Below are 15086 nucleotides of genomic sequence, written 5' to 3' on the forward strand. Positions count from 1 at the left end.
TGTGAATAGCCTGTGTCCAGCCGCTTACTCTATCTACGCCTGCTTAAAGAATTCCGTCCGTACGCCTGGATTGCCGCCGTCACGCTGTTCGCGGTCGGCCTGGCGGCGGCCACCGACGTGCTGCTGATCCGCCAGCTGCAAAACGTGGTGGACGCGCTGGCGCCCGCGCACAGCTTCGGCCCGGCCAAGGCGCCGGCTACCGGCATCCTCGCTGCGGTGCAAAATGCGCTGGGCCATTTGCTGCCGTCCGATCCGACCAAGGCCGCGCTGTGGACCATCCCGGCGGTGATTTTCGGACTGGCCGTGATGCGCATGGTGTCCAGCTTTGCCGGCGAATACGGCGCGGCGTGGCTGAGTAGCCGGGTGCAAGCCAATCTGCGCGAGGTGATGTTCGCCCGGATTATGCGCCTGCCGAACGGCTATTTCGACCAGTCCTCGACCGGCACCACCCTATCGCGCGTGGCGTTTGATGCGGCGCAGGTGGCACAGGCCGGCCTCACGGTGGTCAACGTCGCGGTGCGCGATTCGGTGGCGACCGCCGGCTACTTGATTACGCTATTCACCATCGACTGGCAGTTGGCGGTGTTCTGCCTTGGCCTACTGCCGCTGGTGGCGGCCATCGTCACCTTTGCCGGCCGCCGCATGCGCAAATTGAGCAAGAGCGCGCAGGCCGCGATGGGCGACCTGACCACCGTGCTGGATGAAAGCATCAGCGGCCAGCGCGTGGTGAAGATTTTCGGCGGCCAAAAATATGAGCAGGAGCGCTTTGACGGCGTGGTGAAGCTGAATCGCCAGCTGGCGGTGAAGCACGCGGCGACGTCGGCGCTCAACTCCGGCATCATCATGATGCTGATCGGGATTACGCTGTCGTCGGTGATTTACTTTGCGCTGCTGCGCGCGCAGGCTGGCGCGCTGTCGCCGGGCGCTTTTGTGGCATTCATGTCGTCGCTGATGGCGATGCAATCGCCAATTAAAAACCTGACCAAGATTAATGAACCGATGCAGCGCGGACTGGCGGCGTCGGAATCGGTGTTCGGCTTGATCGACCTGGAGTCGGAGGCCGACAAAGGCACCAGGACCATCGCGCGCGCCGAAGGCCGTTTGTCGGTGCAGGATGTGAGTTTCCATTACCTCGGCGCAGATGGCGCGCCGCTGAATCAGGATGGACGTCCTGCACTGGACCACGTGTCGCTCGATATCGCGGCTGGCGAAACAGTTGCGCTGGTGGGCACCTCCGGCAGCGGCAAGACAACGCTGGCTGCTTTGCTGCCGCGCTTTTACGACATTAGCAGCGGCAGCATCCAGCTGGATGGTGTTGATCTACGCGATTACACAATGGCTTCGCTGCGCCAGCAGATTGCGCTGGTGTCGCAGGACGTGGTGCTGTTCAACGATACGCTGGCGGCCAATATCGCGTATGGTGATCCAGCGCCGTCGATGGAGCGCATTGAAGCTGCCGCCCGCGCCGCGCATGCGCATGAATTCATCACGCGTCTGCCAGAGGGCTACAACTCGCCGGTAGGTGAGAATGGCAAGCGCCTGTCCGGCGGCCAGCGCCAGCGCCTGGCGATTGCACGTGCACTATACAAAAATGCGCCGATTTTGATTTTGGACGAAGCAACCAGCGCGCTCGATACCGAATCCGAGCGCCTGGTGCAGCAGGCGTTGGAAGTGCTGATGAAAGGCCGTACCACGGTGGTCATCGCCCACCGTTTGTCGACCATTGAAAATGCAGACCGCATCGTGGTGCTCGATCACGGCCGCATTGCCGAATCGGGCTCGCACGATGCGCTACTGGCGCGCAATGGTATCTACGCCGGCTTGTATCAAACGCAGAAGAGCGTTCAGGCGGTGTAACCGCCATCGACGGTGAAGCTGGCGCCGGTTACGAAGCCTGCTTCACCGCTCACCAGGTAAGCCACCATCCCCGCCACTTCTTCCGGCCTGCCGAAACGGCGCGCCGGTATCATGGTTTGCAGCGCTGCGGCGTGCGGGCCGTCTGCTGGATTCATATCAGTTTCAGTTGGTCCCGGCTGCACGTTGTTGACGGTGATGCCGCGCGGCGCCAGATCAATCGCCGCCCCACGCACCAGCGCCGCCACTGCGGCCTTGGTCATCGAGTACACACTGGAAGTAGGGAACGACACACGTACGCCGGCCACGCTGCCGATAGTGACGATGCGGCCGCCCTCTTTCATCTGCTTCGCTGCAGCCTGAATCGCTACAAACACGCCGCGCACATTGGTGGAGACCATGCGGTCAAAGTCTTCCAGCGGATAGTCTTCAATCGGCGCCAGGTTCAGGATACCGGCGTTAGTGATGAGGATATCCAGTCCGCCGAAGTGGTCCACCGTTTGCGCCACGGCTGCTTGCACGGCGGCCGGGTCGGCGCTGTCGGCGCGGATGGCCAGCGCCTTGCCGCCGCTGGCGTTGATGGTGGCGGCAAGATCGTTGGCCTTGTCCGGCGACGATACATAGGTGAAGGCCACGGCAGCGCCGTCCTGTGCCAGCCGTTTGACGATGGCCGCGCCGATGCCACGCGCGCCGCCAGTTACCAGAGCTACTTTCATGATAATTCCTTTCGTTTTGGATCAATTAGTCAAAAATCGAGGTCATGGTAGGATTTTTGGACCAACTGGTCAAGTAAACGTTTTGTGAGAATTAGCCGTGCAGGCCTTGCACAGCGAGGCGGGCGATGGCGCGCAGGGTGGCGATGGAAGCGCCGGCCTTGGCACTGATTTTCATACCGGACAGAGTGGCGGCCACGAAGGCCACTGCTTGCGTGATGTCGGTATCGCTGGAGAGTTCACCGGCTGCGGCAGCGCTGCGCAGTTGCGCCTCCACTGCGTGGTTGAGGCGTTTGGCGCTGGCGTCGCGCAGGGCGTTGACTTCCTCGTCGGCGGTGCCGAATTCCGCAATCGCGTTGACGCCCATGCAGCCCTTGGCGTTATCGCGCTTGGGACGGGAGGCGAAAGCTTGCAGCATATTGTCGATGGCCGCCAGCCCGCTATCGCCTTGCAGGTGGCGCAGCAGGTCGTTGACGCTGGCTTCGTTATAGCGTTGCAGTGCTTCGAGGTAGAGCGAGCGTTTGTCGCCGAAGGTGTCGTACATGCTTTGGCGGCCGATCTGCATGGCGTCCAGCAGGTCGCTGGTGGAGGTGGCGGCGTAGCCTTTCTGCCAGAACACTTCTAGTGCCTTGTCCAGCGTATCGATGCGGTCGAACTCTCTTTGCCTTGCCACGAATATTCCTTTGTTAAGTCGCGTCGTGGAAGATGATGCCCAGCGTGTGGCGAGATCCAGACCGCAGCCGGCTCACGCCGTGCCGCAGATTGACGCGGTAGATGCCACGCGTGCCCTGGACGGGACGGTGGTTGACGGCGAAGATTACCATGTCGCCGCGCTTCAGTGGCACCACTTCAACGCGCGATTGCATGCGCGGGCGTTGTTCAGTCAGGACGAATTCGCCGCCTTCGAAGTCTGTACCGGGCTGGTTGAGTAGCACGGCGGCTTGCAATGGGAAGACATGTTCGCCGTACAGGTCCTGGTGCAGGCAGTTGTAGTCGCCGGTTTTGTATTCGAGCAGCAGTGGCGTCGGGCGCTGCTGGCCGGCGGCGTGGCAGCGGGCCAGGAAGTCGGCGTGGTCGGCGGGGAAGCGGTCGGGCAGGTCCATCAGCTCGTGCCAGCGGTTGGCGATGGCGGCCAGTGGACCGTACAAGGCGTTGCGCAAGGCGGAGATCATAGACGGCAGCGGGTAGCGGAAGTACTGGTACTCGCCGCTGCCGAAGCCGTGCTGCGACATCACCACGCGGCTGCGAAACAGCTGCGGATGGGCGTAGTGGGCGGCCATGTCGTGGCATTCGTCGGCGGTCAGCAGACCGGGGATGATGGCGTAGCCGTGGGAGTTCAGTTCATCGGCGATGCTTTGCCAGTCTAGCGCCGCCACGTGCACCGCGATGCCCGCCGCCGCACCAACCGCCCGCCGGGCGGCCGCTTGGGCAGCGGGCGGCACGATGCGCGGCTTGCGCTGGTCCTGCGGATCGCCGAAATCGAGTTCGCCATTGCCTGCATTACTCACTGATCGCCTCCCGGTTCAGCAGCTCGGCCTTGCGGTCCACGCCCCAGCGGTAGCCGGAGATCGAGCCATCGTTGCGTACCACGCGATGGCATGGAATCGCAACTGCAATCGCATTCGCCGCACACGCCGACGCCACTGCACGCGCACCGCGCGGCACCTTGGCCAGTTCCGCCAGCTCGGCATACGTCACGCGCCGGCCCGCCGGAATGGCGCGCAGCACCTGCCACACACGCTGCTGGAACGCTGTACCGCGCACATCGAGCGGCAAGTCCAGTCCCAGCGACGGCTGTTCCACCATGCCGACCACGCGCGACACCACCTGCTCATACTCCGGCTCCGCGCCAATCAATTCCGCCTTGGGAAAACGGTCCTGCAAATCCTTCACCAGGAAATCCGGGTCATCATCAATCAAAATCGCGCAAATGCCCTGCGCCGTGCTGGCCACAAGAATAGGCCCCAGCGAACACTCGGCAATCGCAAACTTGATCTGCTCCCCCGCCCCACCGGCGCGGAAAGCGGTGGGCTTCATGCCCAGCACCGCCGGCGACTGCGCATAAAAACGTCCGCTCGAATTGAAACCCGCCGCATACATCGCATCGGTCACCGTGGCTTGCGCCACCAATCCGGCCTGCACCCGCCGCGCCCGCGCCGCGTTGGCGTAGGCCTTGGGCGTAATCCCCGTCACCGCCTTGAACATGCGATGGAAGTAGAAGCGGCTCACGCCCACCGCCTCCGCCAGACTGTCGAGATCCGGCGCGTCCTCGGCCTCGTCGATCACGCGGCAGGCCTGCGCCACGATGGCGGCCTGGCGTTCGGCCAGCGGCGGCTGGTCCGGTTTGCAGCGCAGGCAAGGACGGAAACCCGCCGCTTCAGCCGCCTCGCGGCTGTCATGAAACGCCACGTTCTTGCGCAAGGCCGGACGCGCGCCGCATGACGGACGGCAGTACACCCCGGTGCTGCGCACCGAATACCAGAACTCCTCGTCAGCGCTGGCGTCGCGCTGCTGCACTGCGGCCCAGCGCAGCTCATCGTTTATGAAATTGCCCATCTCAGACTCCATATCAGGTGGAATGCGGCCATCTTAGCCAGCACCCAATCGCCCTGCACTCCGCCTATTGCTTTTGAATTGTACAAGCTTGCGATGCTAGAATGACTACTCTTACAGGAGACGGCGGTTTGGACGATCAAGTTACTCAGGACAGCACACCTATTTTCCAGCGCATCAAAGACTACCTGCTGGCGGAAATCGCCGCCGGCACGTGGAAGGAAGGCGATGTGATTCCGTCCGAGCAGGCGCTGGTCAAGCAATTCGGCGTTTCGCGCATGACCGTCAACCGCGCCGTGCGTGAACTCACTTCCGAACAAGTGCTCACGCGCCGCCAGGGCTCTGGCACCTACGTCGCTCAGCAAAAATACCAGGCCACCCTGCTGGAGATTAAATCCATCGCCGACGAAGTGCGTGCGCGCGGCCATGCCCACCGCAGCAGCCTGCAGCAACTGGAGCGCGTCAAGGCCAGCGAGTTGATGGCCAAGCAGTTCGACCTGCCGCCTGGCCATCTGCTGTTCCATTCGGTGATCGTGCACTTCGAGAACGGCGTGCCGATTCAGGTCGAGGACCGCTGGGTTAATCCGCTCTGCGCGCCCGACTACATGGAGCAGGATTTCGCCCACATCACGCCCAACGAATACCTGATGCAGGCCGCACCACTGCAAGGCGCCAGCTACAGCATCGAGGCGCTGGCCGCCCCGCGCGACATCGCCGACATGCTGGCGATCGACACCAAACAACCCTGCCTGGTGCTGCGCCGCCAGACCCGCTCCGGCGGCATGATCGCCACGCTGGCGACCATGTGGCACCCGGGCCACCGCTACCAGTTCGCTGGCAGCTTCACGCAATAGAACCAGTTGCTAGCACGGCGCTAGCAACTATGCGCCGTACCGCACCGCAGCATTCTCACCGACTGTCACGAAAATAGCCTGAAATTGTTAAATTTGTGGCTGTTTTACCCGCTCGCAGGATGCAATCGTTTTCTTTCGACGCACCCGCCAATGGCCTCGGCTTCGATGCTATAGTTGCCCGGATACAGCACGCTCCGACCACCGAAAGGGAAGCTCTTGTTTCACTGCCGTCCGCGCATGCGCCAGATCGCCTGGCAACGTTTGTCGCACAGGCTGACAGCGTGCGTGCTCGCGCTCATATTGACGCCGGCCGGGGCGGCTGAGAAAGTCACCATCCAGCTCAAATGGCAGCATCAGTTCCAGTTCGCCGGCTACTACGCCGCGCAGGACCAGGGCTATTACCGCGACGCCGGCCTTGACGTCACCCTGCTGGAAGCGCGCCCCGGCACCGATCCGCTGCAAACCGTGATGCAAGGCCAGGCCCAGTATGGCGTTGGCAATACCACCTTGCTGCTGGCGCGGAATATCGGCCAGCCGGTGGTGGTGCTGGCGTCCATCTTCCAGCACTCCGGCGCCGCCCTGCTGCGCCGCGTGACGGCCGACGGCAAGCCGCGTCCATGGGCCGGCAGCCGCCTGATGATCGCGCCGAATAACGAAGAGCTGACCGTGTTCCTGAAAAAACAGGGCGTGCGCATGGACAGCGTCTACCAGGTCCCGCACAGCTATAACTTCGAAGACCTGGCCGAAGGCCGGGTCGATGCCATGTCGGTCTACATGACCGAAGCGCCGTATGTGCTGGAGCATATGCACCTGCCTTACGACATGGTCTCGCCGCGCAACTACGGGCTGGATTTCTATGGCGACGTGCTGTACACCACCGAGAGCGAATTGCGCGAACACCCGGCGCGCGCGCAGGCGCTGCGCGAGGCCACGCTGCGCGGCTGGGTCTACGCCATGCAGCACCAGGGCGAGATCGCCGACCTGATACGCGCCCGCTACCCGGAACGCCACAGCCGCGAACACCTGATGTTCGAAGCCCAGCGCATAGCGCCATTGCTGGAGCAGCCGCTGATCGAGCTGGGATACAGCAATCCGGAACGCTGGCGCGCCATCGCGCGCGACTACACCGAACAAGGCATGCTGCCAGCCGGCTTCAATATGGACGGCTTCCTGTACCAGCCGCCGGATGGCAATCTGCTGCTACGCTACGGCGGCCTGCTGGTAGGCGCAGTGTTGTTCGTGGTGTCGATGGCCGGCGCCTGGCGCTTGCGGGTGCAGGGCCGCGCATTGCGCGCCATGCGCGCGGAATTGGACAGCGCCGAACGCCTCGCCAGCTTTGCGCTGGAAGGCTCGGGCGAAGGCAGTTGGGAGTGGCGGCTCGACACCGGCACGCTGGCGCTGTCGCCGCGCTACTGCAAGCTGCTGGGCTACAGTGCTGATGAATTCCGTCCCACGCTGGCCGAGTGGCTAGACTACGTGCATCCAGACGACCGCCCGCGCCTCGAACGCGAAATCCAGGACTACCTGACCAGCACCAGCGACGACACCGGCCAAATCCGCAGCGAACACCGCATGCGCCTCAAGGACGGCAGCTGGAAGTGGGTGCTGGCGCGCGGCATGATTCTGGAGCGCGACGAATCCGGTCTGCCGTTGCGCGCGGCCGGCACATTGGCCGACATTGCCGAACGCGCTGCCGCCGAAGAGGCGCGCATGTGGGCCGTGGTGGACGCCACGCCGGGCGCGGTGCTGATCGCCGAAAAGAGCGGGCGCGTACGCCACGCCAATCCGGCCTGCACGCATAGCTTCGGCTACGAAGGCTGCATGGCCGGCCGCTCGGTCGAGCAGCTGGCGCCGGAAGCCATGCGCAGCAACGGCCGCGTGCGCGAACTGTTCTCGCGCCCCAACCTGCCGGGCCGCGTGCTGTGCGCGGTGCGCGCCGACGGCAGCAGTTTCCCGGCCATGGTGCATATGTCGCCGGTGGAACTGGGCGGGCAGGAACTGGTGATCATGGCGCTGCGCGACATGACCCAGCGCCAGCGCGCCGAGGAAGCGCTGCATGCGTCGTCGGAACGCTATCGCCAGATCGTGCAGACGGCGGCCGAAGGCATCTGGATGACCAACGCCGACGACCGCACCACCTTCGTCAATCCCACGCTGGCGCGCATGCTGGACTACGACATCGAGCAGATGATGGGCCGCGCCATGACCGACTTCATGGACGACGGCGGCCGCGCCCTGCTCAAGCAGCACCTGCAACGCAGCCTGGCGGGCGAAGCGCGCCAGAGCGACGTCTGTTTCCTGCGCAGCGACGGCAGCACGGTGTGGTGCCTGCTCTCGACCACCGTGATGAACGCCGATTCCGGCCACTACGCCGGCATGCTGGCCATGCTGACCGATATCACCGCGCGCCGCCAGGCCGAGGGCGCGCTGCACGAGTCGAGCCAGCGCCTGACCTCCATTTTCAACACCGTCACCAACGGGCTGGTGATGGTCGACGGCCACGGGATTATCCTCGAACGCAATGCCGCCGCCGCGCACATGCTGGGACATACCGAGGAGCTGGTCGCCGGCGGCTTGTGGGCCGGCGTGCGCGAAGACGGCAGCACCTTCGATGCCAGCAGCCATCCGGTGCAACTAGCGCTGGTGACCGGCATGTCGGTGCGGGATGTGGTGATGGGGCTATCGCATCCGGACGGCACGCGCTGCTGGCTGTCGGTCAACGCCGAACCGATCCCCGACGATAGCGGCAATGTGCATCTGGTCGTCGCCAGCCTGACCGAAATCACCGACCGCAAACGCGGCGAAGACGCGCTGCGCGAACTCAATGAGCACTTGGAAGAACGCGTGGCCATCCGCACCAGCGAGCTTGATCATGCACGGCTGGTGGCCGAGGAAGCCAGCCAGACCAAGGGCCAGTTCCTCGCCAATATGAGCCACGAAATCCGCACGCCGATGAATGGCGTGATCGGCATGGCCTATCTGGCGCTGAAGACCGAACTCGATCCGCGCCAGCGCGACTACCTGGAAAAGATCCGTTTCGCCGGCGAGCACCTGCTGGGCATTATCGACGACATCCTCGACATCTCGAAAATCGAAGCGGGCAAACTGGAAATCGAGCAGGTCGACTTCGCGCTCGATCACGTCATTCAAACGCTGAACACTGTGGTGGCGCCGAAGGCCGCCAGCCGCGAACTGGAACTGGTGTACGACCTCGATCCAACGCTGCCGAAAGTGCTGCGCGGCGATCCACTGCGGCTCGGCCAGGTGCTGATCAACTACGCCAACAACGCCATCAAATTCAGCGAAAAAGGCCGCATCGAAGTGCGCGTGCGCCAAGTAGTGGGCGACGCCAACGGCTGCCTGCTGCGCTTTGAAGTAAGCGACTGCGGCATCGGCCTGTCGGAAGGCGAAATCGAAAAACTGTTCCAGCAATTCCAGCAGGCCGACACCTCCACCACGCGCGAATATGGCGGCACCGGCCTCGGTCTGGCCATCTGCAAACAGCTGGCGCAGCTGATGGGCGGCGAAGTGGGTGTGCGTAGCCGCCCTGGCAAAGGCAGCACCTTCTGGTTCACCGCGCGCCTCGGCATCAGCAGCGCCACCGTACCGGCCCTGATCAACCGCGTGAAAGACGCTGCCGCCGAACTGCTGGCGTCCTCGCGCAGCGCCGCCGTCATGGCGGCATTGAAGAACGCCCGCATCCTGCTGGTCGAGGACAACACCTTCAATCAGCAGATCGCGCTGGAGATGCTGGAAGACGTGGGCTCCTCGGTATGCCTGGCCGCCAACGGCATGGAGGCGCTGGAGCTGCTGCGCCAGACCGCCTTCGACTGCGTGCTGATGGACGTGCAAATGCCGCTGATGGACGGCCTGGAAGCCACGCGCCGCATCCGCGCCGACCCGCGTCTGGCCGACATGCGGGTGCTGGCCATGACCGCCACCGCCACCAGCGAAGACCGGGTGCGCTGCATCGAGGCCGGCATGGATGATTTCATCTCCAAGCCGATCCAGCCGGCGCTGATGTACCAGACCATCGCCAACTGGCTGCCCGAGCGCGATGAAGCCGATGTGCGCGACACGCCGCAGTCCCGCTCCGCGCGCCCTGCCTTCAAGACCACGCTGGGCGGCGACCCGGCGGTTATCGATTTATCGATCCTGGCCAAGTTACTGGGCTATCATCCCCACAAGGTGCGCAAGTTTGCCTTCAAGTTTTTGCAGAACACGCAGGACGGCCTGAGCCAGATGGAAGCGGCGCTGCAGCGCGGCGACCTGGTGGCGCTGCGCGAGCTCGGTCATCGCCTGAAATCGCCGGCCCGCACCGTGGGCGCGCTGGGCATGGGCGAGCTGCTGCTGGAACTGGAACAGCTGCCCGTCACCGACAGCGACGCCGACAACCAGCTGCACGCCCAGGCGCTGCTGCAAAAACTGTGGCCGCTGCTGGAACAGATCACCGAACAAATCATGACCAATACTACTTTCGCCGACGACAACTGAGATGCGGATACTGCTGCTGGATGACGATGCATTTATGCTGGAACTGCTGGCCGACATGATCGCCGGCCTCGGCACCCACTCGGTGGTGCGCGAGACCGACGGCCGCCGCGCCCTGATCGAATTGCGCCTGCGGCCGCCGCAGCTGGTGATTTGCGACCTGTCGATGCCGGTCATGGATGGGATCGACTTCCTGCGCCTTGCGGCGGCGCAGCAATACCAAGGCTGCGTGGTGCTGCTGTCCGGGGTCGATGGCGCGGTGCTGAAGACCGCCGCCCGCCTGGCCGAGGCCCAGGGACTGACTATTCTGGAGGCCTGTCCCAAGCCAATGTCGATCGAGACGCTGGGGGCTTTACTGGAACGCGCAGCCACGTTACAGAGCAATCTTGGTAAATAGTTTAGAGGGTTGCGACAAACAACCGCACATTTTTAAAAAATGGGTTATTATTTACGCCATCCCTCGCCTGCCGACCTTGTTGCCATCCCCTCCGAGACATTGAAATCGTGCAAATGGCACCCAATTGCTGCTCATGGCAGCGTTTGAGGCCCAGTCCCCAGGCGTTATTACTTACTGACCTCGATTGAGGAAAATATGAGCGAAAATATCAAACACATTACCGATGCATCTTTTGACGCCGATGTCCTGAAATCCGACCGCCCAGTGCTGGTCGACTTCTGGGCTGAGTGGTGCGGTCCTTGCAAGAGCATTGCCCCGATCCTGGAAGAAGTAGCGAAAGAATACGAAGGCAAGATCCAGATCGCCAAGATGGACGTTGATTCGAACCAGGCTGTTCCAGCCAAGTTCGGTATCCGCGGCATCCCGACCCTGATCCTGTTCAAGAACGGCGTCGCTGCCGCGCAAAAGGTTGGCGCAATGGCAAAAGGCCAGCTGACCTCTTTCATCGACAGCAATATCTAAGTAAGATACCGTACGATACCGCGAGTTGGTACCAGCGGCGCCGCGCCCGCGACGCCGCTGAATAATACGAGACAACCCACGTAGTCCCCTCCCCTACCTTTACTTTCCCGTCACGGGATACTCAAACAATATGCATCTATCTGAACTAAAGGCCTTACACGTCTCAGCATTGCTGGAGATGGCCATCGGGCTGGATATCGATAACGCAGCACGCTTGCGCAAGCAAGAGCTGATGTTCGCGATCCTGAAAAAACGCGCCAAGTCGGGCGAACAAATCTTCGGCGACGGCGCCCTGGAAGTGCTGCCGGACGGCTTCGGCTTCCTGCGCTCGCCGGACGCCAGCTACATGGCATCGACCGACGATATCTACATTTCCCCTTCGCAGATCCGCCGCTTCAACCTGCATACCGGCGACTCGATCGAGGGCGAAGTGCGCACCCCGAAAGATGGCGAGCGCTATTTCGCGCTGGTCAAGGTCGACAAGGTCAACGGCGAATCGCCGGAAGCCTCGAAACACCGCATCCTGTTTGAGAATCTGACGCCGCTGCACCCGAACGAGCCGCTGCGCCTGGAGCGCGACATCAACGGCACCGAGAACATCACCGGCCGTATCGTCGACCTGATCTCGCCGATCGGCAAAGGCCAGCGCGGCCTGCTGGTGGCGTCGCCGAAGTCCGGCAAATCGGTCATGCTGCAGCACATCGCCCACGCGATCACCTCGAACCACCCTGACGTCACCCTGATCGTACTGCTGATCGACGAACGTCCGGAAGAGGTTACCGAGATGCAGCGTTCGGTGCGCGGCGAAGTCGTGGCCTCGACCTTCGACGAACCGGCCACCCGCCACGTGCAGGTCGCCGAGATGGTGCTGGAAAAAGCCAAGCGCCTGGTCGAAATGAAAAAAGACGTGGTCATCCTGCTGGACTCGATCACCCGCCTGGCCCGTGCTTACAACACCGTGATCCCTGCCTCGGGCAAAGTGCTGACCGGTGGTGTCGACGCCAACGCGCTGCAACGTCCGAAGCGCTTCTTCGGCGCCGCCCGTAACGTCGAAGAAGGCGGCTCGCTGACCATCGTCGCTACCGCGCTGATCGAAACCGGTTCGCGTATGGACGACGTGATCTACGAAGAATTCAAGGGTACCGGCAATATGGAGGTGCACCTGGAGCGCCGCCTGGCCGAGAAACGCGTCTACCCGGCCATCAACCTGAACAAATCGGGTACCCGCCGCGAAGAACTGCTGATCAAGCCGGACCAGTTGCAGAAGATCTGGATCCTGCGCAAGCTGCTGTACTCGATGGACGAGATCGAGGCGATGGAGTTCATCCTCGACAAAATGCGCGCGACGAAGAACAACACTGAGTTCTTCGATATGATGCGTAGAGGTGGTTAAGCCAGCGGCTTAGCAACCTTACCAAACAGGCAACCTCGGTTGCCTGTTTGCGTTTACGCCGGTATAATCCGCGATCGTATTATTTTTTCACTGGCAAGTGATCAGCAATCGGATCAGGATGTAGGACAGATCGACGAAGTGCTGTTTGGCTACCAAACTAACCGAGGCTACACCATGAAACCAGAAATCCATCCAGATTACCGCGAAGTTGTTTTCCACGACCTGTCGTGCGACTTCAAATTCGTCACCCGTTCGACCATCAGCACCCGCGAAAAAATCGAACTGAACGGCAAAGAATACCCGCTGATCAAGATCGAGGTATCGGCTGAATCGCACCCGTTCTACACCGGCAAACACAAAATCGTCGACACCGCTGGCCGCGTTGAGAAATTCCGCCAGAAGTTCGGTACCGTCGGTTCGAAAACCGCTGTCGCAGCAGGCTAATTTCAGCCGCTTCGATGAAAAAAGCAGCCTCTGGCTGCTTTTTTTGTTTGCCATGCAGTTTTCCTGCATACTCCGGTTCTACTCATAAAAACACACATCGATGAAGCCAGTCCGTCTTCCTGCCGCCGCTACCCTGGCCTTGCCGCGCTGGGCGCTGTTCGCCCTGGGCCTGCTGTACATCCTGCCTGGCCTGATCGGCCGCGACCCGTGGAAGAACGACGACGCTGCCAGCTTCGGCATCATGTGGACCATGGCGCACGGCAGCTGGCAAGACTGGTTGTGGCCGAATGTAGCCGGCCTGTCGTGGCCGGACGAAGGCCCGCTGGCGTTCTGGCTGGGCGCACTCGGCATCAAACTGTTTGGCTGGCTGATGGGCGACGTGCTGGCCGCGCGCGTAGGCACGGTGGCCATCTTCCTGCTGGGCGTGCTGTCACTGTGGTACGCCACTTATCACCTCGGCCGCCGGCAAGATGCGCAGCCGCTGCGGCTGGCCTTTGGCGGCCAGCCTGAACCGAACGATTTCGGCCGCACCCTGGCCGACGCTGCCGTCCTGATCTACCTCGGCTGCCTCGGCCTGCTGCTGCACAGCCACGAGACTACGCCGGAAGCGCTGCAAGTCTCGATGACCGCCCTCCTGCTGTACCGCACCGTGCGCTACGTGGAAAAACCATCGCTGCGCAACGCTGTCCTCAGCGGGCTGGCGATCGGCCTGCTGACCTTGGCGCGCGGCTGGATCACGCCGGTGTGCCTGATGCTGGCTCTGTTTGCCTGCACCCGTTTCCTGGCACAGCCTGCTATCCGCGCGGTGCGCGACCTCGGCGCCATGATCGCCGCCGGCGGCATCGTGGCCGCCCTGTGGCTGCTGCCGGCCCAGCTGCTGGAGCCGTACCACCAGCAGCCGCTGAACGCCTGGCTGGGCTGGAACTGGCTGCAACTGGGCTTGCCGAGCTGGGCCTCGGTCAAATTCTTCTTCCGCGTTGGCATCTGGTTCTTCTGGCCGGCCTGGCCGTTTGCCGGCTGGGCGGTATGGGCCTGGCGCCGCCAGCGCGGTGTGCTGCACATTGTGGTGCCGCTGGCCTTCGTGGTCATGGGCTTGCTGCTGACCGTGTGCAATCCAGCGCCTGAGCAAGGCCAGTTGCTGGTGCTGCTGCCGCCGCTGGCCGTCATGGCTGCATTCGGCCTGCTGACCGTCAAGCGCAGCGCCATCAACTTCATCGACTGGTTCTCGGTGATGGCGCTGACCCTGTGCGCCGCCGTGATCTGGACCTTCTGGTTCGCCAAGCTGACCGGCTGGCCGGTACAAGCGGCACGCAACGCGCTCAAGCTGGTGCCGGGCTTCCATCCGGAACTGGGCTGGATCGCCTTCTTTGTGGCGCTGGCCGCCACCCTGGGCTGGTTTGTGCTGGTGTACTGGCGCATCTCGCGCCAGCCGGCCGTGCTGTGGCGCGCCGTGGTGCTGTCCTCGGGCGGCCTGATCCTGATCTGGATCCTGCTGATGACCTTGTTCCTGCCGGACGTCAATTACAGCAAGAGCTACGCCAGCGTGGCACGCCAGATTGCCGACAAGCTGCCAGCCAACACGCGCTGCATCGAAACCAATGTCGGCGCCGCTCAGCGCGCCTCGTTCGCCTACTACGCCCAGCTGCCATTTGCCGGCGTCGAAGGCGGCCGCTGCGAACTACTATTGTTGCAAGATAGCATCAGGGTGCGCGACGAGCGCGAAATCGCCGCGCAATACCGGGGCAAGCAGTGGACCCTGCTGTGGGAAGGCCGCCGCCCGGCCGACCGCGAGGAACGCTTCCGCCTGTACCGCCGCGCCGACTAAGGCCGGCTAAACGGTCAGGGTGTTGCCGCCCGGCTGGCAT

12 protein-coding genes are annotated in these 15086 nt (G+C 62.9%); 8 read left to right on the top strand and 4 right to left on the bottom strand.

Annotated features, from left to right (window positions below; translation table 11 throughout):
* Positions 1-12 precede the first annotated feature (12 nt).
* Positions 13-1857, top strand: a complete 1845-nt coding sequence (gene msbA / locus GTP46_RS23445) for a lipid A export permease/ATP-binding protein MsbA (protein ID WP_161009051.1) — start codon at positions 13-15, stop codon at positions 1855-1857.
* Here msbA and GTP46_RS23450 read toward each other — a convergent pair.
* From GTP46_RS23450 to ada, 4 genes are all read right to left on the bottom strand, one after another.
* Positions 1845-2570, bottom strand: a complete 726-nt coding sequence (locus tag GTP46_RS23450; protein ID WP_161009052.1) for a 3-oxoacyl-ACP reductase family protein — start codon at positions 2568-2570, stop codon at positions 1845-1847. The two genes, msbA and GTP46_RS23450, sit on opposite strands and share 13 nt — an antisense overlap.
* Positions 2571-2661: 91 nt before the next feature.
* Positions 2662-3240 (bottom strand): TetR/AcrR family transcriptional regulator, encoded by a 579-nt coding sequence (locus GTP46_RS23455; RefSeq protein WP_161009053.1) that lies wholly within the window; start codon positions 3238-3240, stop codon positions 2662-2664.
* Between the two features lie 13 nt (positions 3241-3253).
* Positions 3254-4012, bottom strand: a complete 759-nt coding sequence (locus GTP46_RS23460) for a 2OG-Fe(II) oxygenase (RefSeq protein WP_161009115.1) — start codon at positions 4010-4012, stop codon at positions 3254-3256.
* Between the two features lie 55 nt (positions 4013-4067).
* Positions 4068-5135 (bottom strand): bifunctional DNA-binding transcriptional regulator/O6-methylguanine-DNA methyltransferase Ada, encoded by a 1068-nt coding sequence (gene ada, locus GTP46_RS23465; protein ID WP_161009054.1) that lies wholly within the window; start codon positions 5133-5135, stop codon positions 4068-4070.
* Positions 5136-5224: 89 nt separating this feature from the next.
* Between ada and hutC the strand changes: the two genes are divergently transcribed.
* The 7 genes from hutC (at position 5225) to GTP46_RS23500 (ending at position 15046) form a co-directional block, all read left to right on the top strand.
* Positions 5225-5974, top strand: a complete 750-nt coding sequence (hutC, locus tag GTP46_RS23470; RefSeq protein WP_161009055.1) for a histidine utilization transcriptional repressor HutC — start codon at positions 5225-5227, stop codon at positions 5972-5974.
* A 285-nt stretch (positions 5975-6259) separates the two neighbouring features.
* Complete coding sequence (locus tag GTP46_RS23475; protein ID WP_371869734.1) at positions 6260-10468, top strand: PAS domain S-box protein; 4209 nt, start codon at positions 6260-6262, stop codon at positions 10466-10468.
* Between the two features lies 1 nt (position 10469).
* On the top strand, positions 10470-10862 hold the full coding sequence (locus tag GTP46_RS23480; RefSeq protein WP_161009057.1) for a response regulator: 393 nt from the start codon (positions 10470-10472) through the stop codon (positions 10860-10862).
* Positions 10863-11057: 195 nt separating this feature from the next.
* Positions 11058-11384 (top strand): thioredoxin TrxA, encoded by a 327-nt coding sequence (trxA, locus tag GTP46_RS23485; protein WP_090182984.1) that lies wholly within the window; start codon positions 11058-11060, stop codon positions 11382-11384.
* Positions 11385-11514: 130 nt separating this feature from the next.
* Positions 11515-12777, top strand: coding sequence for a transcription termination factor Rho (gene rho / locus GTP46_RS23490; RefSeq protein WP_092276188.1), 1263 nt, complete (start codon positions 11515-11517; stop codon positions 12775-12777).
* 174 nt (positions 12778-12951) lie between these two features.
* Complete coding sequence (locus GTP46_RS23495; RefSeq protein WP_161009058.1) at positions 12952-13221, top strand: type B 50S ribosomal protein L31; 270 nt, start codon at positions 12952-12954, stop codon at positions 13219-13221.
* Between the two features lie 100 nt (positions 13222-13321).
* A complete protein-coding gene (locus GTP46_RS23500; protein WP_161009059.1) occupies positions 13322-15046 on the top strand; it encodes an ArnT family glycosyltransferase in 1725 nt (574 codons plus the stop codon).
* Positions 15047-15086 lie beyond the last annotated feature (40 nt).

Origin of the sequence: Duganella flavida, from assembly GCF_009857445.1 — a bacterium.
Lineage (GTDB): Bacteria > Pseudomonadota > Gammaproteobacteria > Burkholderiales > Burkholderiaceae_D > Rugamonas > Rugamonas flavida.